The sequence below is a fragment of the Kitasatospora sp. NPDC051853 genome, from assembly GCF_044452665.1.
Lineage (GTDB): Bacteria > Actinomycetota > Actinomycetes > Streptomycetales > Streptomycetaceae > Kitasatospora.
Window position 1 is genome coordinate 97460 of record NZ_JBITBY010000010.1, and the last position, 23929, is coordinate 121388.

27 protein-coding genes are annotated in these 23929 nt (G+C 73.7%); 12 read left to right on the plus strand and 15 right to left on the minus strand.

What is annotated here, in order from left to right; genetic code table 11:
- Nucleotides 1-8: 8 nt before the first annotated feature.
- From ACIA8O_RS27500 to ACIA8O_RS27535, 8 genes are read right to left on the minus strand one after another with little or no spacing between them, the layout of a single operon-like run.
- A complete protein-coding gene (locus ACIA8O_RS27500; RefSeq protein ID WP_396296667.1) occupies nt 9-500 on the minus strand; it encodes a hypothetical protein in 492 nt (163 codons plus the stop codon).
- A complete protein-coding gene (locus tag ACIA8O_RS27505; RefSeq protein WP_396296668.1) occupies nt 497-1150 on the minus strand; it encodes a class I SAM-dependent methyltransferase in 654 nt (217 codons plus the stop codon). The genes ACIA8O_RS27500 and ACIA8O_RS27505 overlap by 4 nt, the downstream gene beginning before the upstream one ends.
- Nucleotides 1150-1827, minus strand: a complete 678-nt coding sequence (locus ACIA8O_RS27510; RefSeq protein WP_396296669.1) for a PH domain-containing protein — start codon at nt 1825-1827, stop codon at nt 1150-1152. Before ACIA8O_RS27510 ends, ACIA8O_RS27505 begins: the two co-directional genes overlap by 1 nt.
- A gap of 52 nt (nt 1828-1879) precedes the next feature.
- On the minus strand, nt 1880-2416 hold the full coding sequence (locus ACIA8O_RS27515; RefSeq protein ID WP_396296670.1) for a hypothetical protein: 537 nt from the start codon (nt 2414-2416) through the stop codon (nt 1880-1882).
- A 21-nt stretch (nt 2417-2437) separates the two neighbouring features.
- Nucleotides 2438-3175, minus strand: a complete 738-nt coding sequence (locus tag ACIA8O_RS27520) for an ABC transporter permease (RefSeq protein ID WP_396296671.1) — start codon at nt 3173-3175, stop codon at nt 2438-2440.
- 11 nt (nt 3176-3186) lie between these two features.
- Nucleotides 3187-3900: an ABC transporter ATP-binding protein gene (locus ACIA8O_RS27525; RefSeq protein ID WP_396296672.1), complete on the minus strand. Its 714-nt coding sequence runs from the start codon at nt 3898-3900 to the stop codon at nt 3187-3189.
- A gap of 50 nt (nt 3901-3950) precedes the next feature.
- Nucleotides 3951-4670, minus strand: a complete 720-nt coding sequence (locus ACIA8O_RS27530; RefSeq protein WP_396296673.1) for a leucine-rich repeat domain-containing protein — start codon at nt 4668-4670, stop codon at nt 3951-3953.
- The gene (locus ACIA8O_RS27535) at nt 4667-5275 is read right to left on the minus strand and encodes a TetR family transcriptional regulator (RefSeq protein ID WP_396296674.1); all 609 of its coding nucleotides are present in this window, start codon (nt 5273-5275) and stop codon (nt 4667-4669) included. Before ACIA8O_RS27535 ends, ACIA8O_RS27530 begins: the two co-directional genes overlap by 4 nt.
- Before the next feature lie 346 nt (nt 5276-5621).
- Here ACIA8O_RS27535 and deoC point away from each other — a divergent pair, with 346 nt between their 5' ends.
- From deoC to ACIA8O_RS27560, 5 genes are all read left to right on the plus strand, one after another.
- A complete protein-coding gene (deoC, locus tag ACIA8O_RS27540; RefSeq protein WP_396296675.1) occupies nt 5622-6608 on the plus strand; it encodes a deoxyribose-phosphate aldolase in 987 nt (328 codons plus the stop codon).
- A 5-nt stretch (nt 6609-6613) separates the two neighbouring features.
- Nucleotides 6614-8092, plus strand: a complete 1479-nt coding sequence (locus ACIA8O_RS27545; protein ID WP_396296676.1) for an aldehyde dehydrogenase family protein — start codon at nt 6614-6616, stop codon at nt 8090-8092.
- Nucleotides 8085-8981, plus strand: coding sequence for an aldehyde dehydrogenase family protein (locus ACIA8O_RS27550; protein ID WP_396296677.1), 897 nt, complete (start codon nt 8085-8087; stop codon nt 8979-8981). Before ACIA8O_RS27545 ends, ACIA8O_RS27550 begins: the two co-directional genes overlap by 8 nt.
- A 310-nt stretch (nt 8982-9291) precedes the next feature.
- Nucleotides 9292-9693 (plus strand): hypothetical protein, encoded by a 402-nt coding sequence (locus tag ACIA8O_RS27555; protein ID WP_396296678.1) that lies wholly within the window; start codon nt 9292-9294, stop codon nt 9691-9693.
- Between the two features lie 64 nt (nt 9694-9757).
- A complete protein-coding gene (locus ACIA8O_RS27560; RefSeq protein ID WP_396296913.1) occupies nt 9758-10393 on the plus strand; it encodes an ATP-binding protein in 636 nt (211 codons plus the stop codon).
- Between the two features lie 354 nt (nt 10394-10747).
- On the opposite strand, the gene ACIA8O_RS27565 is transcribed toward ACIA8O_RS27560, so the two are convergent.
- Nucleotides 10748-11656, minus strand: a complete 909-nt coding sequence (locus ACIA8O_RS27565) for a SigE family RNA polymerase sigma factor (protein WP_396296679.1) — start codon at nt 11654-11656, stop codon at nt 10748-10750.
- Nucleotides 11657-11890: 234 nt separating this feature from the next.
- On the opposite strand from ACIA8O_RS27565, the gene ACIA8O_RS27570 reads away from it, so the two are divergent.
- The 4 genes from ACIA8O_RS27570 to ACIA8O_RS27585 all read left to right on the plus strand — a co-directional run bounded on the left by ACIA8O_RS27570 (nt 11891) and on the right by ACIA8O_RS27585 (nt 15158).
- Nucleotides 11891-12574: a response regulator gene (locus ACIA8O_RS27570; RefSeq protein ID WP_396296680.1), complete on the plus strand. Its 684-nt coding sequence runs from the start codon at nt 11891-11893 to the stop codon at nt 12572-12574.
- Nucleotides 12575-12660: 86 nt separating this feature from the next.
- Nucleotides 12661-14142: an ATP-binding protein gene (locus ACIA8O_RS27575; protein ID WP_396296681.1), complete on the plus strand. Its 1482-nt coding sequence runs from the start codon at nt 12661-12663 to the stop codon at nt 14140-14142.
- Nucleotides 14139-14441, plus strand: a complete 303-nt coding sequence (locus ACIA8O_RS27580; protein WP_396296682.1) for a hypothetical protein — start codon at nt 14139-14141, stop codon at nt 14439-14441. Before ACIA8O_RS27575 ends, ACIA8O_RS27580 begins: the two co-directional genes overlap by 4 nt.
- 75 nt (nt 14442-14516) lie before the next feature.
- Nucleotides 14517-15158, plus strand: a complete 642-nt coding sequence (locus tag ACIA8O_RS27585; RefSeq protein WP_396296683.1) for a VanZ family protein — start codon at nt 14517-14519, stop codon at nt 15156-15158.
- On the opposite strand, the gene ACIA8O_RS27590 is transcribed toward ACIA8O_RS27585, so the two are convergent.
- On the minus strand, nt 15143-15877 hold the full coding sequence (locus tag ACIA8O_RS27590) for a hypothetical protein (RefSeq protein ID WP_396296684.1): 735 nt from the start codon (nt 15875-15877) through the stop codon (nt 15143-15145). The genes ACIA8O_RS27585 and ACIA8O_RS27590 overlap by 16 nt on opposite strands.
- Nucleotides 15878-16166: 289 nt before the next feature.
- Here ACIA8O_RS27590 and ACIA8O_RS27595 point away from each other — a divergent pair, with 289 nt between their 5' ends.
- Nucleotides 16167-16346, plus strand: a complete 180-nt coding sequence (locus ACIA8O_RS27595) for a PspC domain-containing protein (RefSeq protein ID WP_345291063.1) — start codon at nt 16167-16169, stop codon at nt 16344-16346.
- A gap of 242 nt (nt 16347-16588) precedes the next feature.
- On the opposite strand, the gene ACIA8O_RS27600 is transcribed toward ACIA8O_RS27595, so the two are convergent.
- The 5 genes from ACIA8O_RS27600 to ACIA8O_RS27620 form a co-directional block, all read right to left on the minus strand.
- Complete coding sequence (locus ACIA8O_RS27600) at nt 16589-17056, minus strand: hypothetical protein (protein ID WP_396296685.1); 468 nt, start codon at nt 17054-17056, stop codon at nt 16589-16591.
- Nucleotides 17057-17267: 211 nt separating this feature from the next.
- Nucleotides 17268-18413, minus strand: a complete 1146-nt coding sequence (locus ACIA8O_RS27605; protein WP_396296686.1) for an adenosine deaminase — start codon at nt 18411-18413, stop codon at nt 17268-17270.
- Nucleotides 18414-18731: 318 nt separating this feature from the next.
- Entirely contained in the window at nt 18732-19754 is a 1023-nt protein-coding gene (locus tag ACIA8O_RS27610; RefSeq protein WP_396296687.1) for a GNAT family N-acetyltransferase, read from the minus strand.
- A gap of 35 nt (nt 19755-19789) precedes the next feature.
- Entirely contained in the window at nt 19790-20755 is a 966-nt protein-coding gene (locus ACIA8O_RS27615; RefSeq protein WP_396296688.1) for a polysaccharide deacetylase family protein, read from the minus strand.
- 318 nt (nt 20756-21073) lie between these two features.
- On the minus strand, nt 21074-22030 hold the full coding sequence (locus tag ACIA8O_RS27620) for a LysR family transcriptional regulator (RefSeq protein ID WP_396296689.1): 957 nt from the start codon (nt 22028-22030) through the stop codon (nt 21074-21076).
- A gap of 64 nt (nt 22031-22094) precedes the next feature.
- On the opposite strand from ACIA8O_RS27620, the gene ACIA8O_RS27625 reads away from it, so the two are divergent.
- A complete protein-coding gene (locus ACIA8O_RS27625; RefSeq protein WP_396296690.1) occupies nt 22095-23369 on the plus strand; it encodes an MFS transporter in 1275 nt (424 codons plus the stop codon).
- The gene (locus tag ACIA8O_RS27630; RefSeq protein ID WP_396296691.1) at nt 23366-23920 is read left to right on the plus strand and encodes a Uma2 family endonuclease; all 555 of its coding nucleotides are present in this window, start codon (nt 23366-23368) and stop codon (nt 23918-23920) included. Before ACIA8O_RS27625 ends, ACIA8O_RS27630 begins: the two co-directional genes overlap by 4 nt.
- Nucleotides 23921-23929 lie beyond the last annotated feature (9 nt).

Here is a 23929-nt window from a genome sequence, read left to right on the forward strand (position 1 = left end):
CGCGCGGCTCAGGCGAAGCCGAGCTCGGTGAAGCTGCAGCCACCGCGCTCGGCGGCCGAGAAGGCGGGCCCCGGACTGAGCTGCGGCGCCCGGCGGACGTACTGCCGGAAGCCCGCCGCCCGGAACCTCAGGTCGAAGCTGTGGCCCTGCAGGTGCCACAGCGGCCACTGCTCACGGCCGTCCGGCGGCGGCAGCCGATGCACCTCGTCGAGCTCCAGTTCCAGGTGGAGGTCGGTGAAGTCGAGACCGCCCTGGACCTCCCAGACCTCCTCGAACACCAGCGTCGCCGGGGCGACCCAGAAGGAGAAGCTCTTGGCCGGCCGGACCGGGTGCACCCAGCGGACGATGTAGTCCAGGTCGAGCAGCAGACGGGGGACGTGCTCGCCCTGCTGCACCGACAGCCCGTGGACGGTGGCGTCGTGCCAGCCCATCTCCTCGAAGTCCGCGTCGCTCCAGACGCTCTTCGACAGGCCGGACTCCGGGTGGACCGCGGTGCTCACGAGCGGACCGCCAGCAGGTAGCTGCGGTCGGTCTCGGCCTCGTGCGGGTGCGGGGCGCGGTCGAGGCGGGCGCGGAGGGTGAAGCCGGCGGCGGTGAGGTCGGCGGTCACCGTGTCGGGGTCGAGGAAGTGGAAGGTCACGTCCACCTGGTGGCCCCACCAGTCGGTGAGGTGGCGGGACTCGCTGCCCCGGTGGAAGGCGAGCAGCAGCGGGGCGCCCGGGCGGAGGGTGCGGGCGACCTCGGTGAGGACGGCGCGGTGCTCGGCCGGGGGCAGGTGGATCAGCGAGTAGAGGGCGACCGCGCCGCCGAACTCGCCGTCGGCGGCAGGCAGGCGCCGCAGGTCGCCCTCGCGGAACTCGGCGGCCGGGTGGTCCCGGCGGGCCAGCTCGACCATCGCCGGGGAGAGGTCGATGCCGACCGCCCGGGCGCCGTGCCCGGCCAGCCAGCCGGTGACGTGGCCGGGCCCGCAGCCCAGGTCGGCGACCGGGGCCTGCGGGCCCGTCCGCTGCTCCAGCAGGGCGGTCAGCAGGGCCCGGTCCAGCGGCTTGCCGGCCAGCTCGTCGCCGATCCGCTCGGCGTACTCCCGCGCGACCGTGTCGTAGCTGCGGCGGACCGGGTCCGCCTCCCGTTCTCCCCCCGTGGCGGTCATCAGGTGGCCGCGATGAGGGTGATGAGGGTGATCAGTCCGGCCACCGCCGGGGCGATGATCCACCAGCACCAACGGACCGTCACCTCGCCCGCCGCCTCCGGCTTCGCGGCGTTGCGCTCGGCGATCTCCTGGAGGGTGGTCACCACCTGGTCGGACCAGGCCTTGGTCGGGTCGCCCTCGCCGGCCTTGCCGCTGCGCAGCGGGTTGGTCAGGGAGGAGGTCAGGGAGGCGCGCGGGTCACCCCCGGCGGCGGCCCGGGCGGCCGCCCGTCCGGCCTTCTTGCGGGCCCGGAGCGAGACCGGGACGGCCCAGACCTGGTACTTCTTCCCGCCCGCGAACAGCTCGACCGAGTACCCGGCGCGCAGGCCCTCGACGGCCGCCCAGGGCGCACTCACGGTGCGGAAGGGATTGCGCACCAGCAGCCGCCGGTCGTTGGCCAGCACCGCGGGCCGCAGGGTGTACGCGACCACCGGCAGGCCGAAGACCGGGGCACAGGCCAGCGCGATCCACGGGGTGCGGCCGGTGCCGCTGAGCACCGCGTCGATGATCAGCCACCCGGCCACGGCCAGCAGCATGACCCCGGAGATCACACCGGGGACGGAGCGGTAGACGCGGTCCGCGTACTGGGGCTCGGAGGCGGCTCTGCCCGGGTCGGGCTTGCCGTCGGATTCGGTCATGGGGCCGATTCTGCCCCATCCGCCCCGGCCGGTGACCGCGCCACCGGCGCCCTCAGCGTTCCGGGTCGTACCGGGCGTCGGCCCACTCCTGCTCGAACTCCGGCGCGGTGATCACGAACGGCAGCCACTCGGGCGAGTACCGGTCCAGCCACGGCGGGTTGAACGGCCAGTCGTCCGGGGTGCTCCGGAAGGCCTGGCCGTCCTCCTCCACCTCGACCTGGCGCAGGCGTCGGCCGGCAGAGTCGACCTCCAGCAGGTAGGTGGTGGTCTCGCCGTCCTCGGCCCAGCGCCGTCGCAGGTACAGCGGGTCCGGGCCGACCAGGGTGCCGAAGCCGGGCAGGTCCCGGTGGGCCTCGCGGTCGGCCCGGCAACCGTCGAGACCGGGTGGATCGACGGGGCCGTCCACATCGGCCTCGTCCAGGCCCCAGCCCTCGGCCCTGGCCCGGGTCTCCTCGTCGTGCACCACCTCGACGTCGGCGAAGGTCTCCAGCACCTCACGTTCGGACCGGGCGTGCACCCACCACCAGGCGCTGCCCATGCCGTAGTCGTGCAGGACCAGGAGGCGGGTCTTCGACGGGTCGTCAGTCACCCGGCCACCGTAGTGACCCGGTCAGTCGGTTCGGCGGCGGAGGGTGGCGGCGCCGAGGGTGAGGGCGAGGAGGGTGCAGGCGGCGATGACGGCGAGGTCGGTGAGAAGGGCGGCGCTGGTGCCGGGGGTGGTGGTGAGGCGGTTCATGGCGTCGACGGCGTAGGAGAGCGGGAGCACCTCGGAGGCCCAGCGGAGCGGGGCCGCCATTGCGTCGCGGGGCACGAAGAGCCCGCAGAGCAGGAGTTGGGGGAGGATCACCGCCGGGAGGAACTGGACGGCCTGGAACTCGGTGCGGGCGAAGGCCGAGACCAGCAGGCCGAGCGCCATGCCGAGCAGGCCGTCGCCGAGGGCGACCGCGAAGAGCAGCCAGGTGGGGCCCTGGACGTCGAGGCCGAGCAGACCGAGGGTGAGGGTGGCGGCGAGGGCGGCCTGGACCAGGGCGACCAGGCCGAAGGCGAGGGCGTAGCCGAGGAGCAGGTCGAGCTTGCCGAGCGGCATGGTGAGCAGGCGCTCCAGGGTGCCGGTGGTCCGCTCGCGCAGCATCGCGACCGAGGTGACCAGGAACATCACCAGCAGCGGGAAGACCCCGAGCAGGGCGGCGCCGACCCGGTCGAAGAGCTGCGGCTGGTCGTCGAACATGCAGCGCAGCAGGGTGAGCAGCAGGCAGGGGACGACCAGCAGCATCGCCACCGTCCGCGGGTCGTGCCGGAGTTGGGCCAGCACGCGGCGGGCGGTGGCGATGGTACGGGTGCCACTCACGGGTGTGACAGTCACGAGGTGCTCCCCACCAGGGTCAGGAAGGCGGCGTCGACGTCGGTGGCGCCGGTGCGGCGCAGAAGTCCTTCGGGGGTGTCCGCGGCGAGCAGGCGGCCCTCGCGCATCAGCAGCAGCCGGTCGCAGCGGACGGCCTCGTCCATCACGTGGCTGGAGACCAGCAGGGTGGCGCCGTTGTCGGCGAGTTGGCGGAACAGCTGCCAGAGCTCCTGCCGGAGCACCGGGTCCAGCCCGACGGTCGGCTCGTCCAGGACGAGGAGTTCGGGGCTGCCGAGCAGGGCGGCGGCGAGCGAGACCCGGGCCCGCTGGCCGCCGGAGAGCCGGGAGGTGCGGGCGTCGCGGTGCTCGGTGAGGCCGACCTCGGCGATCACCCGGGCCGGGTCGGTGGGCGGGGCGCCGAGCACGGCGGCGAAGTAGCGGAGGTTCTCGGTGACGGTGAGGTCGTCGTAGACGGCCGGGGCCTGGGTGACGTAGCCGATGCGGTGGCGCAGTTCGGCGCTCCCGGCCTCCCGGCCGAGCACCTCGACCCGGCCGCCGGCGGTCTTCTGCACCCCGACGATCGAGCGCAGCAGGGTGGTCTTGCCGCAGCCGCTCGGGCCGAGCAGGCCGGTGACGCTCCCGGCCGGGACGTCCAGGTCGAGGCCGTGCAGCACGGTGCGGCCGCCCCGGACGACGGTCAGTCCGGCGACCCGGACCGCTGAATTCATCATGTGATGAGTTTTGCGCCGCAGGGCGGGGCCGTCAAGGACCGCGGAGGTTTTCAGTACAGGACGGCGCAGCCGCGGCGGGTGAGCTCGGCGAGGAGGGCCGGGCTGGGGCGGGCCGCGTTCCAGCGCAGGTCCAGCTTCTCCAGGGCGGGGAGGGCGGCGAGCCAGTCGGGGAGGGCGGCCAGGCGGTTGGAGCGCAGGTCGAGGTGGCGCAGGCGGGGCAGGGCGGCGAGCGCCTCCGGCACGGCGGTCAGCTGGTTGTCCCGCAGGTCGAGGTGCCGGAGCTCTGCCAACTCGGCGATGGAGGGCGGGAGTTCGGAGATGGCGTTGCCGCGGAGGTGGAGCTCGCGGAGCGCGCGGAGGCGGCCGAGGCCGGCGGGGAGGGCGGTGAGGCGGTTGTGCTCGGCGCGGAGTTCGAGGAGCGAGGCCAGGTCGGCGAGGGCGTCGGGGAGGTGGGTGAGGCGGTTCTCGCCGATGTTGAGGTAGCGCAGGGCGGTGAGACGGCCGAGGGCCTCGGGGAGGGTGGTGAGCTGGTTGTCGTGCAGGTAGAGGAAGTCCGACAGGTCGGTCAACTCGCCTATATCAGGCGGGACTTCGGAGAGGCGGTTGTGGCCGAGGTCGAGGGTGCGCAGGCGCTGGAGGGCGGCGACGGCGGGTGGGAGGGTCGTGAGCTCGTTGTCGGCGAGGATCAGGACGCGCAGCTCGGTGCGGCGCCAGACCTCCTCGGGGACGTGGCCGAGGCGCTGCTTCCACAGGTCGAGCTCGGTGCTCACGGCGTCACCAGGTAGTTCTGGAAGGTGCGGGCGAGGAGGGGGTGCAGTTCGTCCCGGGTCGCGGAGGCGAGCGGCTCGACCTTGACGACGTAGCGGGCCATCGCCAGGCCGACGATCTGGGAGAACATCAACTCGGCCCGCAGTTCCGGCTGTTCGACCTCCAGCGAGGCGGCGATCCGGCCGATCAGCTCGGCCGCGACGAAGCCGCGCATCAGGGTCGCCACCTGCTCGGTGGTGGCGGCGGCCCGGATCAGCGCCAGCAGGCGGTCCAGCACGCCCGGCTGCTCCCAGAGGTTCAGCATGAAGTCGGCCACCCGGCCACCGACTCCGGCCGGGTCACCGGCCAGGGCCTGCTCCACCACGGCGCGCGGGTCGACGGGCAACTCCAGGGCGGCGAGGAAGAGTTGGTCCTTGGTGCCGAAGTAGTGGTGCAGCAGCGCGGCGTCCACCCCGGCGGCCCGGGCGATCGCCCGCATGCTCGCCTTCTCGTACCCGCGCGCGGCGAACTCCGCCCGGGCCGCCTCCAGCACCGTCCGCCGGGTGTCCGCCCCACCGGGCCGCCGCCCGGTCCGCTTCGGCCGCTCCGCTTCGTCTCCCGAGGTCACCGGGCCACCCTACGCGGCGCACCTGCGGCGCCGACGGAGGACGGGGTGCGCCTGCGGCGCGGGCCGCGGCAGGAACAGGGAGGACACCACGCGACCGCCGTGCCGACGGAGGGAAGAGGTGCGCCTGCGGCACGAGCGGAGAGGACGCCACGTCGCCGCGGCGCCGACGGCGGCAGGGGCGACGTGCGCTGCGGCGAGGCAGGGCGGGCCGCGACGGGCGGAAGGTGCGGGTGGGACGGGAGTGCAGGTCGGATGGGGTGGCGGACGGCGGGAGATATCGGTCGTGCATCGAAAGGGGTCGGGTCTGGCGCGTTGCTACGCGCGTAGATATGCTGCTCTTGTGACCATGTCCACTGTTGCAGCCAATGCCCCCGGCGCTGCGGGCGGCGGCCTTCAGGACGTTGCGGCGTCCGAGGCCTCGCTCCGCCGTTTCCTGCACGGCCTGCCCGGCGTCGACGCCGTCGGCCTGGAAGCCCGCGCCGCCACCCTCGGCACCCGTTCGATCAAGACCACGGCGAAGGCGTACGCCATCGACCTGGCGATCTCGATGATCGACCTGACCACGCTGGAAGGCGCGGACACGGTCGGCAAGGTGCGCGCCCTGTGCACCAAGGGCCGGAACCCCGACCCGAGCGACCCGACCGCCCCCCGGGTCGCCGCGATCTGCGTCTACCCGGACATGGTCGCCACCGCGAAGGCCGCCCTGGCCGGCACCGACATCCAGGTGGCCTCGGTGGCCACCGCCTTCCCGGCCGGCCGCGCCGCGCTGCCGGTGAAGCTGGCCGACACCGCCGACGCGGTGGCCGCCGGCGCCGACGAGATCGACATGGTGATCGACCGGGGGGCCTTCCTCTCCGGCCGGTACATGGACGTCTTCCAGGAGATCGTCGCGGTCAAGGAGGCGTGCAAGCGCCCCGACGGCACCGCCGCCCACCTCAAGGTGATCTTCGAGACCGGCGAGCTGCAGACCTACGACAACGTCCGCCGCGCCTCCTGGCTGGCCATGCTGGCCGGTGCCGACTTCATCAAGACCTCCACCGGCAAGGTGACGGTCAACGCCACTCCCCCGGTCACCCTGCTGATGCTGGAGGCCGTCCGCGACTTCAAGCAGCAGACCGGCATCCAGGTCGGCGTGAAGCCCGCCGGTGGCATCAAGACCACCAAGGACGCCATGAAGTACCTGGTCATGGTGAACGAGACGCTGGGCGACGACTGGCTGACCCCGCACTGGTTCCGCTTCGGCGCCTCCAGCCTGCTCAACGACCTGCTGATGCAGCGTCAGAAGCTGACCACCGGCCGGTACTCCGGTCCCGACTACGTGACGGTGGACTGATCCCCATGGCCAAGAACAAGAACAACGTCCAGGCCGAGGCCCCCAAGGGCGGCCTGTTCACGTACGCCCCCGCGCCGGAGTCCCCGGCCGCCGCCGGTGACATCGCCACCTCCTACGGGCACTTCATCGACGGCGCCTTCGTCGACTCCTCCGGCAGCGAGGCGCTGAAGACCGTCAACCCGGCCACCGAGCAGGTGCTCGCCGAGTTCGCCCAGGGCACCGACGAGGACGTGGACCGCGCGGTCGCCGCCGCCCGCCGGGCCTTCGCCGACTGGTCGGCGCTGCCGGGCAGCGAGCGGGCCAAGTACCTGTTCCGGATCGCCCGGATCGTCCAGGAGCGCTCGCGCGAGCTGGCCGTGCTGGAGTCGATCGACAACGGCAAGCCGATCCGGGAGACCCGGGACGTCGACCTGCCGCTGGTCGCCGCGCACTTCTTCTACTACGCGGGCTGGGCCGACAAGCTCGACTACGCCGGCTACGGGCCGAACCCGAAGCCGCTCGGCGTGGCCGGCCAGGTCATCCCGTGGAACTTCCCGCTGCTGATGCTGGCCTGGAAGATCGCCCCGGCGCTCGCCACCGGCAACACGGTCGTGCTCAAGCCGGCCCAGACCACCCCGCTGACCGCGCTGCGGTTCGCCGAGATCTGCCGCCAGGCCGGTCTGCCCAAGGGCGTCGTCAACATCGTCACCGGCGACGGCCGCACCGGCGCCGCGCTGACCGCCCACCCGGACGTCAACAAGGTGGCCTTCACCGGCTCCACCCCCGTCGGCCGGGCCATCGCCAAGCAGGTCGCGGGCACCCGCAAGAAGCTCTCGCTGGAGCTCGGCGGCAAGGCCGCGAACATCGTCTTCGACGACGCGCCGATCGACCAGGCGGTCGAGGGCATCGTCAACGGCATCTTCTTCAACCAGGGCCACGTCTGCTGCGCGGGTTCCCGCCTGCTGGTCCAGGAGTCGATCCAGGACGAGCTGCTGGACGCCCTGAAGCGCCGGATGTCCACCCTGCGGGTCGGCGACCCGCTGGACAAGAACACCGACATCGGCGCCATCAACTCGGCCGCCCAGCTGGCCCGGATCACCGAGCTCTCCGAGATCGGCGAGCTGGAGGGTGCCGAGCGCTGGGCCCCGGAGTGCGAACTCCCGGGCGCCGGTTACTGGTTCCGCCCGACGCTGTTCACCGGCGTCACGCAGGCGCACCGGATCGCCCGCGAGGAGGTGTTCGGCCCGGTGCTCTCGGTGCTGACCTTCCGCACCCCCACCGAGGCGGTCGAGAAGGCCAACAACACCCCGTACGGCCTGTCGGCCGGCATCTGGACCGAGAAGGGCTCGCGCATCCTCTGGATGGCGAACCAGCTCAAGGCCGGCGTGGTCTGGGCCAACACCTTCAACAAGTTCGACCCGACCTCGCCGTTCGGCGGCTACAAGGAGTCGGGCTACGGCCGCGAGGGCGGTCGCCACGGCCTGGAGGCGTACCTCGATGTCTGAGACCACCCTGAGCGTCTTCAAGACCTACAAGCTGTACGTCGGCGGGAAGTTCCCGCGCTCCGAGAGCGGGCGGGTGTACGAGGTGACCGACTCCAAGGGCCAGTGGCTCGCCAACGCCCCGCTCGGCACCCGCAAGGACACCCGTGACGCGGTGGTCGCCGCCCGCGGCGCCGTGAAGGGCTGGGCCGGCACCACCGCGTACAACCGCGGCCAGGTCCTGTACCGGATCGCCGAGATGCTCCAGGGCCGGCGCGAGCAGTTCGCCGCCGAGGTGGCCGCCGCCGAGGGCATCGGCGCCAAGAAGGCCGCCGCCCTGGTGGACGCCGCGATCGACCGCTGGGTCTGGTACGCGGGCTGGACCGACAAGATCGCCCAGATCGCCGGGAACACCAACCCGGTCGCCGGGCCGTTCTTCAACATCTCCACCCCGGAGCCCTCGGGCGTCATCGGCGTGGTCGCCCCGCAGTCCGGGGCGGGCTTCTCCTTCCTCGGCCTGGTCTCGGTGATCGCCCCGGCGATCGCGGCGGGCAACACGGTCGTGGTCGCGGCCGCCGCCGAGGCCCCGCTGCCCGCGCTCTCGCTGGGCGAGGTGCTCGCCACCTCGGACCTGCCGGGCGGCGTGGTCAACGTGATCTCCGGGAAGACCGCGGACATCGCGCCGACGCTGGCCTCGCACCAGGACGTCAACGGGCTGGACCTGGCCGGGGCGATCGCCTCGGACGGGCCCGGCGCGGCGACCGAGCTGGAGGTGCTGGCCGCGGATACCCTGAAGCGGGTGCTCCGCCCGGCGGTCGGCGAGACCGACTTGGCCTGGACCAATGCGCCCGGAACCGAGCGGCTACTCTCCTTCCTGGAGACCAAGACGGTCTGGCACCCGATGGGCGTCTGACCCTCCGTCAAGGACAACTCCACACAGACTGGCCGTCCCCAGTGCCCTCACCCCCCCCCAGGGCCCGGACGCGCCACGGACGGGCCCGCGCATCTCCCCCCCTTGCGCGGGCCCGTCGCCCTTTCCGGCCTCCCGCCCTCTCCGGTCGCCCGCCTGCGGCGGGCCTCGGGCGCACTGCCGGGTCCTCTCCGTCCACGGGCGTACGTGCGGCCCGCGCCCCCTAGGGGCGAGACCCTCCGAGAGGCGGTGCACCCCGGCTGAGCTGCGCCTTAGGGTCGTGAGCAGAGAAACGATCTTGGGGGAGTGCACGATGTGGGAGATCCTCGGCGAGCTGGCCTTGCTGGTGGGGGACGGGCCGTTGCGGGCGCTGCGCGCGCGGCGGGCGATGCGCCGACTGGCGGCCGGGAAGCAGACCAGGCTGCCCTGCGCGGTGCGCTCCGAGCGCCCGGGGTGGCCGGCCGAGTACACCAACGGGAGTCTGCTGTTCACGCCCAGGCGGGCGGATGCGGCGTTCGGGTCGCGGGCGTACCCGTACCTGGTGTTCCCGGTCGGCGGGGAGCTGCTGGACCCGGAGCCGGAGGCCTGGCACGACGAGGACTGGGCGGCCAAGCGGTACGAGCCCGCCGACGGTGGCCCGGTGTACGTGCAGGTGCACAGCCGGTACCTGCCGGCGCTGGGTGTGGCACTCGTCTCGGCGGCGTCGAAGAACTGACGTCCCGTCGGTTTCGGGATCGCCCGGGAGTGCGTCAGACTGGTGTCTCGTGAGTGACTCCCCCATGAACCCCGCCCCGACGGCGCGTGCGCTGGTCGTCCTGCTGTCCGGGCCCTCCGGATCGGGCAAGTCCTCGCTGGCCGAGCGGACCGGTCTGCCGGTGCTCCAGCTCGACGACTTCTACAAGGACGGCGACGACCCGACGCTGCCCCGGCTGCCGGCCGAGGCCGGCGGCGGGACGGACTGGGACTCGCCGCTCTCCTGGCACCTGGACCAGGCCCTGGCGACGGTCCGCCTGCTGGCGGAGACCGGGCGGGCCGAGGTCCCGGTGTACTCGATCCCGGCCAACGGGCGGGCCGGGAGCCGGGAGTTCGACCTGAACGGCGCCCCGGCCTTCATCGCCGAGGGGATATTCGCGGCCGAGCTGGTGAACCTCTGCGCGGCGGAGGGCCTGCTCGGCGAGGCGATCTGCCTGCGCAACCGCCCCACCACCACCGCCTGGCGGCGCTTCCGCCGGGACGTCCGCGAGGGCCGCAAGTCGGTGCCGCTGCTGATCCGGCGCGGCTGGCGCCTGATGCGCGCCGAGCGCGGCATCGTGGCCCGGCAGGTCGAGCTCGGCGCCCTGGCCTGCGCCGGCCCGGAGGCCGAGCAGCGGGTCCGCGCGGTGGCCGCCCGCAGCCTGGCACCCGCCACGGTCTGACGGCGGACCGGAGACCCCAGCACCCGAGGAAAGCCCGCCGGGCCGGGCCGGCAACAGGCCGAGCCGCGGTGGCCGCCCGCAGCCTGACTCCCCGTACGAGCAGACGGCACGTCCGAGGCCCGAGAGCACCCCGCGACGGTCGGCCGGCGGCGGGCCGGGCCGTGCTGGCGCTCCGTCAGCCCGGGGCCGCCCGAGCCGACGCGGCACGCGTGCACGCAGAAGGGCCCGGTGCCGCTCCCCGGCACCGGGCCCTTCCGTTCCGGTCACGTTCCTTCCCGGTGCCGCTCCCCCGAGCCGGCGCCTGGTTCCCTGACGTGACCTATCCCGTCCCCCGACGGGAGTCTCGTTGCGGCGTCACGCCACCAGCTCGCCGAAGGCGTGCGCGGTGTCGCCGTTGCGGTTGAGCTGGTCGTCGTCGCGCAGGCGGCGCAGCGCGCGCCAGATGCTGCTCTTGACGGTGCCGACGCTGATGCCGAGGATGCCGGCGATCTCCGGGTCGGTGCGGCCCTCGTAGTAGCGGAGCACCAGCATGGTGCGCTGGTTCTCCGGCAGCTTGGCCAGCGCCTGCCAGAGCACGGCGCGCAGCTCGGTGCCGCCCATCGCGTCGGTGTCGCCGGCGGTCTCCGGCAGCTCCTCGGTCGGGTACTCGGCGACCTTGCGGCGGCGCCAGGCGGAGATGTGCAGGTTGGTCATGGTGCGGCGCAGGTACCCGCCGACCGCGGCCTTGTCGGTGATCCGGTCCCAGGCGCGGTAGGTGGAGAACAGCGCGCTCTGCAGCAGGTCCTCGGCCTCGTACCGGTCGCCGGTCAGGTGGTACGCGGTGGCGAACAGCGAGGCCCGGCGGGCCTGCACGTACGCGGTGAACTCGGCGATGTTGTCGCCCGGTTCGGCCTTCGCCTGCTCGAACGCGGCCGGCTGGGCGGCCGGAGCGGGCTGAGCCGCCTGCGTGGTCTGAACGGGCACCACGGGCTGCGGCGTGAGCCGCAGCAGCGTGGCACCGGCGCTCTCGCGACCCTGTCCGCCGACGACGGGGAGCACCCCGCGCAGCGTCATGGTCTGCGCGGAGTCGGTCGCACTCCCCATGCGACCGATTCCGTACAGCTCCCCCCTCGTCCCGCCGAGGCGGCGGGACCCGGTGCTGTGTGCGCACCCCCGTACGATCACGGCACCGGAGTTCTCGTCCGTCCTCACCTCGAAGTGCGTGCGGGACGAACGCGCGTGGTTGACTGCCGCGTTGCTGCGGGTCCTGAGCGTGGCGTTCATCGTGCACCCCCGTGGGTCGGTACGGTTCCTGCCGCCCGGGAACTGCGGCGACATGGAAAATCCTGCCGTCCCGTTGTGATGGAGGTGTCCGCCGACTGTCACAGGGCTGTCACAGCCGCCGGGACCTTCGGCCCGTCGGAGGGGGACGCCCGAATCCGGGGTTCCGGTTGCAGAGGAGTTGAACGGCCTCCCCTGGTGGGTGAAGCCCGGCGCCCCGTGGTCCAGAATGAGCCCGTGCCTTTCCTCCTTCTGATCGAGGACGACGACGCCATCCGGACCGGCCTCGAACTCGCCCTCACCCGCCAGGGTCACCGCGTGGCCGCCGCCGCCTCGGGCGAGGACGGCCTCAAGCTCTTCAAGGAGCAGCGTCCGGACCTGATCGTGCTCGACGTCATGCTCCCGGGGATCGACGGCTTCGAGGTCTGCCGCCGCATCCGGCGCACCGACCAGCTGCCGATCATCCTGCTGACCGCGCGCTCCGACGACATCGACGTGGTGGTCGGCCTGGAGTCCGGCGCGGACGACTACGTCGTCAAGCCGGTGCAGCCCCGGGTGCTGGACGCCCGGATCAGGGCGGTGCTGCGCCGGGGCGAGCGGGAGAGCTCGGACTCCTCCACCTACGGCAGCGTGGTCATCGACCGCTCCGCGATGACCGTCACCAAGGACGGCGCGGACCTCCAACTGACGCCCACCGAGCTGCGGTTGCTGCTGGAGCTGAGCCGCCGCCCGGGCCAGGCGCTGTCCCGGCAGCAGCTGCTCCGGCTGGTCTGGGAGCACGACTACCTGGGCGACTCCCGGCTGGTGGACGCCTGCGTGCAGCGGCTGCGGGCCAAGGTGGAGGACGTCCCCTCGGCCCCGACCCTGATCCGCACCGTCCGCGGGGTGGGGTACCGGCTCGACCCGCCGTCCCAGGGCTGACGCCCGCTCAGCACCGCCCCCGCCCCGTACCGTCCCCTGCCCCCGTCCCCCTTGACCGGACCGGAACCGACCGGAGACCAGCCGACGTGACCGACCCCCAGACCGCGCCCCGCCGCCCGGGGCGCAGCCTCCACCTGCGCTCGCTCCGGGTGCGGCTGGTCGCGGTGTTCGCCGTGGTGGCCCTGACCACCGCCTGCTCGGCCTCCGGCATCGCCTACTGGCTGAACCGCGACGGGGTGCTCAAGCGCGCCCAGAACACCGCGCTCAACGACTTCCGGGGCTCGGTGTCACGGAACGTCACCTCCGTCTCCGGGAGTCCGGTCTGCGCCGAACTCACCTACCTGGCACAGCAGGTGGCCGCCTCGGGGCTCAACTACGACGTGGTGGTGGTCTCTCCGAAGGTGACCGGCTGCGTCGCCTCCTCCAACCCGTCGCGGTTCACCGAGGCCCAGGTCCCGGCCGCACTGCGGTCGATCGTCGACACCCCGCGCCAGGTCAGCGCGGCCCAGCCGTACGAGTACCACCTGTACTGGCAGCGGGTGAACCAGGACGGCCCGTACCTGGTGGCCGGCACCCGGGTGGTGAACACCGACCTGACCGCCTACATGTTCAAGTCGCTGGCCAACGAGCGGACCGACCTCAACACCCTGGGCTGGTCGCTGGCGATCGCCACCCTGCTGGCGCTGATCGGCTCGGCGCTGATCGCCCAGGCCGCGGCCGCCACCGTGCTGCGGCCGGTCCGCCACCTGGGCGAGGCGGCCCGGCGACTCGGCGAGGGCCACCTGGACACCCGGCTGGAGATCGAGGGCGCGGACGAACTCTCCGATCTGGCGCGGACGTTCAACAGCACCGCCGAGGCGCTCTCCGAGCAGGTCGCCGAGCTCAGCGCCCGGGAGGCGCAGAGCCGCCGGTTCGTCGCCGACATGTCGCACGAGCTGCGCACCCCGCTGACCGCGATGACCGCCGTGACGGACATCCTGGAGGACGAGGCGGAGTCGCTGGACCCGATGATCGAGCCGGCCGTCCGGCTGGTGGTCAGCGAGACCAGGCGCCTGTCCGACCTGGTGGAGAACCTGATGGAGGTGACCCGCTTCGACGCGGGCACCGCCAAGCTGGTCGCCGACGAGGTGGACGTGGCGGACCTGATCATGGCCTGCATCGACGGCCGGGCCTGGTACGACGCGGTGGAGGTGGACGCACCGCGCGGCATCCTCGCGGTGGTGGACCCCCGGCGCCTGGACGTGGTCTTCGCCAACCTGATCGGCAACGCCCTCAAGCACGGCGGCTCGCCGGTGCGGGTGAAGGTCCGTCAGGACGGCGGGCACGTGGTCATCGACGTCTCCGACAGCGGCCCCGGCATCCCGGAGGACGTGCTGCCGCACGTCTTCGACCGGTTCTACAAGGCCGACAAGGGCCGGGCCCGGTCCGAGGGCAGCGGCCTGGGCCTGTCCATCGCGATGGCCAACGCGCAGATCCACGGCGGCACCATCACCGCCGCCAACTCCCCCGACGGCGGCGCCGTCTTCACCCTCACCCTCCCGATCCGCCCCGAGGAGGCCACCCAGTGACCCCCCGTCAGCTCCTGGCGGGTGCCCTCCTCGCCCTCGCCCTGACCGGCTGCGGCATCCGCCCGACCGCCGTCCCGGTCGACGCCGGCGCCCCGGCCAGCCGCACCGCCTGCCCGACCCCGGTGCACATCCCGGAGGCGCCCACCCCCAAGCCCTCGGTCACCGTCCCCGGTGCCCCCTCCGGCCAGGCGTCCGGTTCCGCCGCCGCCAAGGCCCCGGCGGTCTCCCCCGCCCCGCTGTTCAGCGCCGCCCCGACGCCCACGCCCACCCCCACGTCGAACCCCTCGCGCTGCCCGTGACGCCGCCCCGCCCGTAACGAGCGTCACCCGACCGGCCGTGGAACCGTTCGGTCCGGCGCCCACGTCGTGGGGGGTGTGACCGATCAGGCGGAGACGGGACGTGGCGGGCCGGAGGTGTCGGCCCGGCTGCGGCTGGTGGGCGTGCTGCTGTTGGCGGCGTACCTGGGACTGGTCGGCTGGGTGGTGCTGCGGCCGGTGGACGTCGGCTGGACCACCCCGGCCAACCTGACCCCGTTCGACTCCGTCCGGTACGCCTTCGCCCTGGGGTGGCCCGAGGGCGCCCGGCAGCTGGCCGGCGGGCTGCTGCCGCTGGCCCCGCTCGGCGTGCTGCTGCCGCTGGCCGGCGGCCGGACCCGGGCCCGCTGGCTGCCCTCGCTGCTGCGGACGGCGGGCAGCACGGCGCTGATCGCCACCGCGCTGGAGATCCTCAAGAGCTGGGCGCCCGGCCACGTGCTGAACGTGGACAACCTGATGCTCGGCACCCTCGGTGCGGGCCTGGTCCACCTCGCCGTGGTCCCGGCCGCCCGGGCCCGGGCCGCCGCGCTCGGGCGCCGGGACCGCACCGCCGTCCCGGCGCCCGCCCCCTCCCCGCTCCAGACCCCGTTCCCGTCCCCGTTCCAGAACCCACGGCAGAACCCGCTGCAGGCCCCGCGCCCGCTGCGACCGCTGGAGACGGGCCGGCGCGGCGGTCTGACCGGGGCTCAGCCCTTGAGGTAGACCGTCCCGTCGACCACCTCGGCGGCCGGCGGCTTCGCCACCTCGACCGGCGAGGAGAAGTACGCGAAGGTCTGCGAGCCGGTGGCCCCGCCCTCGGTGCGGACCACCTGGAGCAGCAGCGGCTCCCCCTCCGCGGCGACCGCGAACTCGGCCGCGCCGTCGGCCAGCCGGGCGGCGTAGAGCTTCGCGGCCTCCGTCCCGACCTTCCGCTCCCCCGCCTCGGTGACCCCGGCCAGCAGGGCCGCCCGGACCTCGCCGTTCGCCGGGAACGCCGCGCAGGCCCCGGCCATCGCCTTCGGCGCCGTCCCGTTCTTGAACTGCAGGTACTTCCCGGCCGCCGGCTCCTTGCCCGGGGCGAACCAGTCGGCGGCGAAGGCCGCGTCCGGGTGGATCCAGAGGGTGTCCTCGGTCCGCAGCAGGTCGGCCCGGCCGTTGCCGGACGTGAGCCTGCCCAGGCAGCGGCCGTCGGCGCCGGCCAGCACCTCCCCGGCCAGCGGGCGGCCGTCCACCGTGAGGTCCAGCGTGACGGTGGCCGAGTTGGCCCGGGCCGTGGCCGCCTCGCTCTGCCCGAGCCGGCCCCCGTCCGCCACCACGCCGGACGCCGCACCGGACGCCGGGACCGCACCGGGGGTGGTGCCCCCGTCCGCGTCGCACCCGGCCGCGCCGGTGACGATCGCGGCGGAGAGCAGGGCCGTTGCCAGGCCACGGGCAGTGCGCATGTGTGGGGTCCTCGGGTGTGTGCGGGAGCGGGAGCTGACGCCCCCTCACCGGCCGAGGGGGGCTGTGCACCCTACCGAACACGGACGCGCCGGATCGAACACTTTCGCACCGTCCGCCTCGGGGTAACCCCGAGGGGAACCCTGACCCCGGGAGTACGCCTGCCCGGTGAGAAGGCGGGGTCGGGGATCGGCATCCAGACGGACGGCCCGGCGGGACCGGAACGGCACCATGGAGTCATGCCCGCCGGAGGGACCGGAACCGGGCACCAGTCAGACGGAGCTGATCAGAATGGCCCTCGCCCGCCCCCGCCACAACCGCGTCATCGCCGGCGTCTGCGCCGGGCTCGCCAAGCGATTCGGGCTGGCCCCCTGGACGGTCCGGATCATCGCCATCGCCTCCTGCCTGCTCCCCGGCCCGCAGTTCCTGATCTACCTGGCGCTCTGGCTGCTGCTCCCCCAGGAGCCGTGAGCACCCGCTCCGCACTGACCACCCGCTGACCCACGACCGAACGCCGGGAGCCCCCGGCCGACCCCTGGAGGGGTCGGCCGGGGGCTCCCGTGCGTGACGGTGCGTCAGAGGACGGCGGCACCCGGAGACGGGGAACGGCCCGCGCCGGACGGGGAGCGGGCCGGACCCGGTGCGCCCGGGCCGCCGTCCGCGGAAGTGGTGCGGACGGCGGCCCCGGCGCCGGGCGGGATGCGTCGCGGGTGTCAGCCGCCGATGCCCGGGAGGCTGCTGCCACCGGGCAGGCCGCCGCCGAGGGCGCCGGTCACGGTGGAGACGCCGGGCGCCTGGGCCAGGCCCTCGGCGCCGGGCAGCGGCACCGGCAGGGCGCGCGGCGCGGCGGCGTCGGCGACCGGGGCGGCAGCCGCGTCCACCATCGGGGCGGTCTGCTCGGTGACCGGGGCGGTCATCGGCTGGGCCGACTCCGGGGCCTGCGCGACCGGGCCGGCCACGTCCGGGTTGAGGTTGCCGACGGCCTCGGTGACCGGGGCGGTGGCGGGCAGCTTGCCGACGGTGCTGGTGGCCGCACCGGTCAGCGCACCGGAGTTGGTGAGCAAGCTGGTCGGGCCCCCGAGCCCACCCGGGGCGGCAGCGGAGGCGGAACCGGCAGCAACGGCCGCGATCGCGACGCCGAGCGCAGCGGTCCCGGCAGCCTTCAGAGTGGCCTGCTTCATGAGTTGGTCCTCGTGTCCTCGTCGGTGGCCGACGCGACGGCACGCACCCAGGGGTGCCCACCGCTACGCCGTGTCAGCTGTGACTGGCACACCGTAGTGACTGCGTCGCACGCGGATCAAAGACGGGTAACTCACTTGGCCCATTTGTCAGATGAGCGCGGAACCGCTGGTCACGGTTCCGCGCTCGTCCGTTCGGCCATTCGAGCGGATGTCAGGCGCCGGCGCCGAACAGCCACTCCGACTTGAGCTCGGCGTAGCCCGGCTTGATCACGTCGTTGATCATCGCCAGCCGCTCGTCGAAGGGCAGGAACGCGGACTTCATCGCGTTCACGGTGAACCACTCCATGTCCGCCAGGGTGTAGCCGAAGGCCTCCACCAGGTGGCCGAACTCCTGGCTCATCGACGTCCCGCTCATCAGCCGGTTGTCGGTGTTGACGGTGACCCGGAACTTCAGCCGGCTGAGCAGGCCGATCGGGTGCTCGGCGTACGAACTCGCCGCCGCCGTCTGCAGGTTGGAGGTCGGGCACATCTCCAGCGGGACGCGCTTGTCACGCACGTACGCGGCCAGCCGGCCCAGCTCCACGGAGCCGTCCTCGTTGACGGTGATGTCGTCGATGATCCGGACGCCGTGGCCGAGGCGGTCGGCGCCGCAGCACTGCAGCGCCTCCCAGATCGACGGCAGGCCGAAGGCCTCGCCGGCGTGGATGGTGAAGTGGTTGTTCTCGCCCTTGAGGTAGTCGAAGGCGCCCTGGTGCCGGGTCGGCGGGTGGCCCGCCTCGGCACCGGCGATGTCGAAGCCGACCACGCCCTGGTCCCGGTAACGGTTGGCCAGCTCGGCGATCTCCTGCGAACGGGCCGCGTGCCGCATCGCGGTGAGCAGCGTGCCGACCCGGATCCGGTGGCCCTTCTCGCGGGCGTTCGCCTCACCGAGGCGGAAGCCCTCGTTGACCGCCTCCACGACCTCGTCGAGGGTCAGGCCCTTCTCCAGGTGCTGCTCCGGCGCGTACCGCACCTCGGCGTACACGACGCCGTCGGCGGCCAGGTCCTCCGCACAGTCGGCGGCGACCCTCACCAGCGCCTCGCGGGTCTGCATCACCGCGCAGGTGTGCGCGAAGGTCTCCAGGTACCGCACCAGCGAACCGGAGTCGGCCGCCTCGCGGAACCACACCCCCAGCTCCTTGGGGTCGGTCGTCGGCAGCCCCTCGTACCCGACGGCGGCGGCCAGCTCGACGATGGTCTCGGGACGCAGACCGCCGTCCAGGTGGTCGTGCAGCAGCACCTTCGGTGCGCGGGCGATCTGGTCGGCGGTGGGGACGCGGGGGCCTGTGGTGCCCGTGATGGCAGTCTGCTTCTCCATTGCGGGAGTGTAGCCCCTACGCGCGTAGATCCACCACGTAGAATCCCGGATTCCACCGAACGGCCCACACGGACCCGGCCCCGCGCGCGAGCAGGTGGGCAGGCGCTGCGCAGCGAGCCGGCGCCGAGAAACACGCCCCTCGGCACGCCACCGAAGCCCGCCGCAGGCGCCACCCGCACGCAGGCTCGCCCGACACCCCGGTCCCGCAGAGCGCACCGCCTCGCAGCACCCCGGACCCCGCCGCAGGCGACCGCCGCACGCAGGCTCGCCCGACACCCCGCCCCCGAAGCCCGCCGCAGGCGACCGCCCGCCGCGGCCCTAACCCTTGAGGCGGTGCTTCAGGGTGAGGAGGGAGCCGCCGGGGCCGTGGGGGGCGAGCCAGGTGGTGTCCTCGCGGTCGGTGGCGTCGAAGCGGTACTTGTACGGCTCGGTGCCGCGGAGGAAGTCGAAGGTGGCGAGCTTCTGGTCGGCACAGGCCCGGACCGCCTCGGCGATGATCGCGGTGCCGAGCCGGAGCGGGGCCCAGGACGGGTCCCAGCCGATCTGGTAGTAGGCGAAGGTGTCGCGCCAGAGGAAGCCGTAGAGCCCGCCGATCACCGCGCCCTCGTGCTCGGCGACCAGGAAGGCCGGCCCCCCGCCGGGGCCGCCGCGGGAGACCAGGAGTTGATGGAGCGGCAGGCGGTCCGCGTCGAAGGTGGTGCCCTTGCCGAGGGCGTCGCGCCGGAGCCGGTGCAGCCGCACGATCGCCGGCAGCAGTTCCGTGCCGGCCTCCCCCGGCGGGACCCAGCGGAACGTCACCCCCGCCGCCGCCAGCTTCCGTCCGTACCGCCGGAGGTCGGAGCGGAACTGCTTGGACCCGAGCGCGTCGAACCCGTCCGTCAGCCCCACCCGGGGGCAGGACTGGCCCGCCACCCGCCGGGCCCCGGCCGGCAGCAGGTCGGCCGCGCCGGGGTCGAGGTCGGGCAGCCAGAGGGTCTCCCGGCGGGCCGACTCGCCGAGCCAGGCGCGGAGTTCGGCCCGCCGCTCGGGGCGGCAGGCGAAGGTGCCGTGGTCGGCCGCGCCGGGCCCGCTGCCGAGCGGGGTGAGGCAGCGGACGGTGACCGGCAGCCGGGGGTGCAGCCGCAGGGTGGTGCGGTGCAGCGGGGCGACCGCCTCGACGGTGCCGTCGGCGGCCCGCCAGAAGGCGATCTCGGCCGGGCCGCGCCGCCCGAGCGTCTCCCACCAGGCGAGCACCCAGTCGGGCGTGGCGAACCACGAGGCCCCCGGATCCTCCTCCGCCAACTCCCGCCAGCCGTCGACCAGTTCGGTCGTCAGCTCCCCCGGCGCGTACAGCTCAGGCACCAACCCCACCCCCACAGCTCGGACCCCCAGGGGCGTCAGCAGCCGCCGCGCAGCCGGTGCACCGCCGGGTGCAGCCCCGAGAGGATTGTGTCGAACCGGGCCGGGCCGGTGTCGGAGTTCACCCGAAGTCGGCTGATCCGCAGCGGGTTCGCGGGGAGCAGCTGGTCCTGCCGGTGGTCGAAGAGGAAGCCCAGCCGGTAGCCGAGCTCGCGCAGTACGGCGTCGGCCCGGGGGTCGAAGTTGCCGTTGGGGTAGGCGAAGGCGGTCGGCTCGCTGCCGAGCCAGCCGGTGAGCAGCTGGTGCGCGCGGATCAGCTCGACCCGGATCACCGGCTCCTCGCAGCGGTCCAGGCAGGGGTGCCCGAGGGTGTGGTTGCCGACGGCGATCCCGGCGGCCTGCAGGTCGAGCAGCTCCAGGGCGCTCAGCTGCTGCTGGCGCGGGGCCTGGGTGGTCGCGGTCTCGCGCAACTCCTCGATGCTGCGCCGCCGTTCGACGTCGGGCAGGCTCTTGAGGTGGCGGACGACGGCCCCGGGGGCCAGCCCGGCCAGTGCTTGGGCGGTACCGCCGGCGGCGGCCAGCGCGGGGGCCTCGGTCCACCAGAACGGCTGGTCCCCGTCGATGAGTTCGGCCACCACGAAGGCGGCGGCCGGGATGCCCAGCCGGGCGAGCACCGGGGCGCCCCGGGTGAGCAGGGTGCGGTCGCCGTCGTCGAAGGTGACCAGCACGCTGCGCGGCGGGAGCGGGCGCCGCTCCCGCACGGCGCGCTCGACGGTGGCCAGCGAGACCGGCACGGCCGTCCGCACCAGCCGCTCCATCTGGGCCGTGAAGCTCGGCAGGTCGTCCACGCCGTGGTAGGCGAGGACGGAGAGCCGCTGCGCGGCCCGCACCCGGAACAGCGGCTGCAGCGGCGAGCGCCGCAGCACGGTGTCGATCCGCTGCCGCCGGGCCTCGCCCGGCCCGGCCTTGGCGCCGAGGCGCGTGACCGTGTCCTGCTCCGACACGTTTCCCCCTGATCCGTTCCCCGCAGGCATGACTGCCTCCCCCCATCAATATCCCTCAGTTTGGTAAAGAGCGGTATAAGTTCGGGAACTTCAATCGCTCCTGACCGAAATCCGATGCCGCCGCACTGAGGTGCGGGAACGATCCGGGCCGGACCCGATCGGGCTGGACCGCATCGGTGAAGACCTGGTGACGGTGGTGCGGCGGAACCGCCACGGAAAACGGAGCGCATCCGTCAACTCACCCGGCCCCCAACAGCTTTGGGACACCCCCGGCCGCCCCGGCCCCAGCGTAGCCGTCGCCCGCGCGGCACCGCCGGGTCAGTCGTGGTCGAGCAGGCGGCCGCGGCGGGAGAGCACGAAGTCGCGGAAGGCCGCCACCGGCGGGGTGAGCGGACGGCCCGTCACCCAGGCCAGGCCGATCGCCCGGCGGGTGCGCGGGGAGCTGACCTCCAGTTCCACCACGCCCGGCCTGGGCACCAGGGCGGGCGGCAGCAGGGCCACCCCGAGCCCGGCCGCCACCAGGCCGCGCAGGGTCTCCGCCTCCTCGCCCTCGAAGGCGATCCGGGGCGTGAAGCCCGCCTCGGCGCAGAACCCCTCGGTGATCACCCGCAGGCCGTAGCCCCGCTCCACCACCACGAACGGGTCCTCGGCCGCCTCGGCCAGCCGGATCCGCCGCCGCCCGGCCAGCCGGTGGTCGGCCGGCACCACCAGGTGCAGCCGCTGCTCGTCCAGCGGACGGGCCGTCAGGTCCGGCGCCTCCGGCAGCGGGGAGACCAGGCAGAGGTCCAGCTCCCCGGCCCGCAGCCGCTCCAGCATCGCCGCGCCGTAGTCCTGCACCAGCTGGAACCGGACCTGCGGGTGCCCGGCCCGGAAGCCGCGCAGCAGCGCGGGCACCGCGTCCGACCCCATGGTGTGCAGGAAGCCGAAGGCCACCCGCCCGGCCGCCGGATCGGCCTCCGCCCGGGCCGCCTCGGCCCCGCGCTCCAGCTCGGCCAGCGCCCGCTCCACCGAGCCGAGCAGCAGCCTCCCCGCCCTGGTCAGCCGCACCGTCCGGCCCTGCCGGGCCAGCAGCCGCACCCCGAGCCCGGCCTCCAGCCGGGCCACCGAGCGGGAGAGGGTGGGCTGCGGCATGCCGAGCAGCTCGGCGGCCCGGGTCACGTGCTCCAGCCGGGCCACCGCGGCGAACTGCGCCAACTGCGGTGCCAGCGCCGCGAGATCACCCTCCGGGCCGAGTTCGGCGAGGGTCACCGGCACTGAACTGCTCTCATGCTCCATGGCATGGATTCTCGCCGTTCCATGTATTGGACGCATCAGCGGCGGCGGGTCTAGCGTCGTCGTCATGCCGCCTGCCAGTACCGGGGCATCCGCAGCCGAGCTGCCGGGTGCCCTCCCCCAGTCGTCCCCCGCCACCGACACCCGCCTCCTCACCGGGGACCGGACCCTGCGCCGGGCCAACCTGGCGCTGTTCGCCGCCGGGGTCGCCACCTTCGTACTGCTGTACTCCACCCAGGGCCTGCTGCCGGTCCTCTCCACCGACCTCGGCCTGACGCCCGGTCAGGCCAGCTGGACCGCCTCGGTGGCCACCCTCGGACTGGCCCTCGCCCTGCTCCCGGCCAGCGCCCTCTCCGACCGCTACGGGCGGACCGCCGTGATGACCGGCTCGGTGCTGGCCGCCACGCTGCTCGCGGTGGCCCTGCCCTTCGCCCCCGACCTCACCACCCTGGTGGTGCTGCGCGGGCTCCAGGGCGCCGCGCTCGCCGGGCTGCCGGCCACCGCGATGGCGTACCTCGCGGAGGAGGTGCACCCGAGCGCGCTCGGCTCGGCGATGGGCCTGTACGTGGCGGGCAACAGCATCGGCGGGATGGGCGGGCGGCTGGTCTCCGGCTGGGCGGCCGCCGCCTGGGGCTGGCGCTGGGGGCTGGCCGTCTCGGCCGTCCTCGCCCTGCTGGCCGTGCTGGTCTTCCGGCTGCTGATCCCGGCCGCCCGGCAGTTCCGCCGCACCCCGGTGGACGCCCGGGCGCTGGCCCGCACCGTGGCCGGGCACCTGCGCGATCCGCTGCTGCTCCGGCTCTACCTGCTCGGCCTGCTCTTCATGGCCGTCTTCGGCGCGGTCTACAACACCGTCGGCTACCGCCTGGTGGCCGCGCCCTTCTCCCTCCCCGAGTCGGTGGCCGCCTCGATCTTCGTGGTCTACCTGGTCGGCACCGTCTCCTCCGCCACGGCCGGCCGCCTGACCGCCCGGCTCGGCCGCCGCGGCACCCTCTACGTCGCCATCGGCACCACCACGGCGGGCCTGCTGCTCTCCCTCGCCGACTCGCTGGCCGCCGTCCTGCTCGGCCTGGTCCTGATCACCGCCGGCTTCTTCGCCGGCCACGCCACCGCCTCCGCCGCCGTCGGCCGCACCGCCACCACCGGCCGCGCCCAGGCCACCGCCCTCTACCTGATCGCCTACTACCTCGGCAACAGCCTCGGCGGCACCCTCGGCGCCGACGCCTACCACGCCACCGGCTGGCCCGGCGCCGCCGCCGTCGCCCTCCTCGCCATGACCCTCGCCGCCGGCGTCACCCTCTACGCCACCCGCCGGGCGATGACGGCCAGTACAGTCCGAGTATGAGCATCGACCCGGCCACCTACATGAAGCTGCGCGAGATCGCCGACCAGCTACCGCAGATGCCAGGCATAGGGAAGATCGAGATCGCCAACGGCGAGATCGTCATGATGATGTCGCCGGTGCGCCGTCACGAACTCGCCGTGATCCGCCTGTCACGGCAACTCAACACCCAACTGTCCGCGACACATCCGGGCTACATCGCCCACGCCGGCGCCGACCTGGAGGATGTTGGCCTGGGTCGTCTGCGCCGCCCGGACCTGATGGTCTTCGCCGAGACGGCCATGGAGAGCGAGCAGCCCGCACTCCTCCCCCACGAGGTCCTGCTGGTGGTCGAGATCGTCTCCCGCTCCAATCCCGAGAACGACTACGACGCCAAGGTCCACGACTACGCCGCGATGGGCATCCCGCACTACCTGCTGGTCGACCCCCGGGACGGCACCGGCATCGTGCACTCCCAGCCAAGCTACGCACTGCGCGAGAAGTTCGTCTTCGGCGACACCGTCACCGTGGGCCCCTGGCGGCTCGACACCTCCGGGCTGCTGACCTATCCCTGACGACGCGTG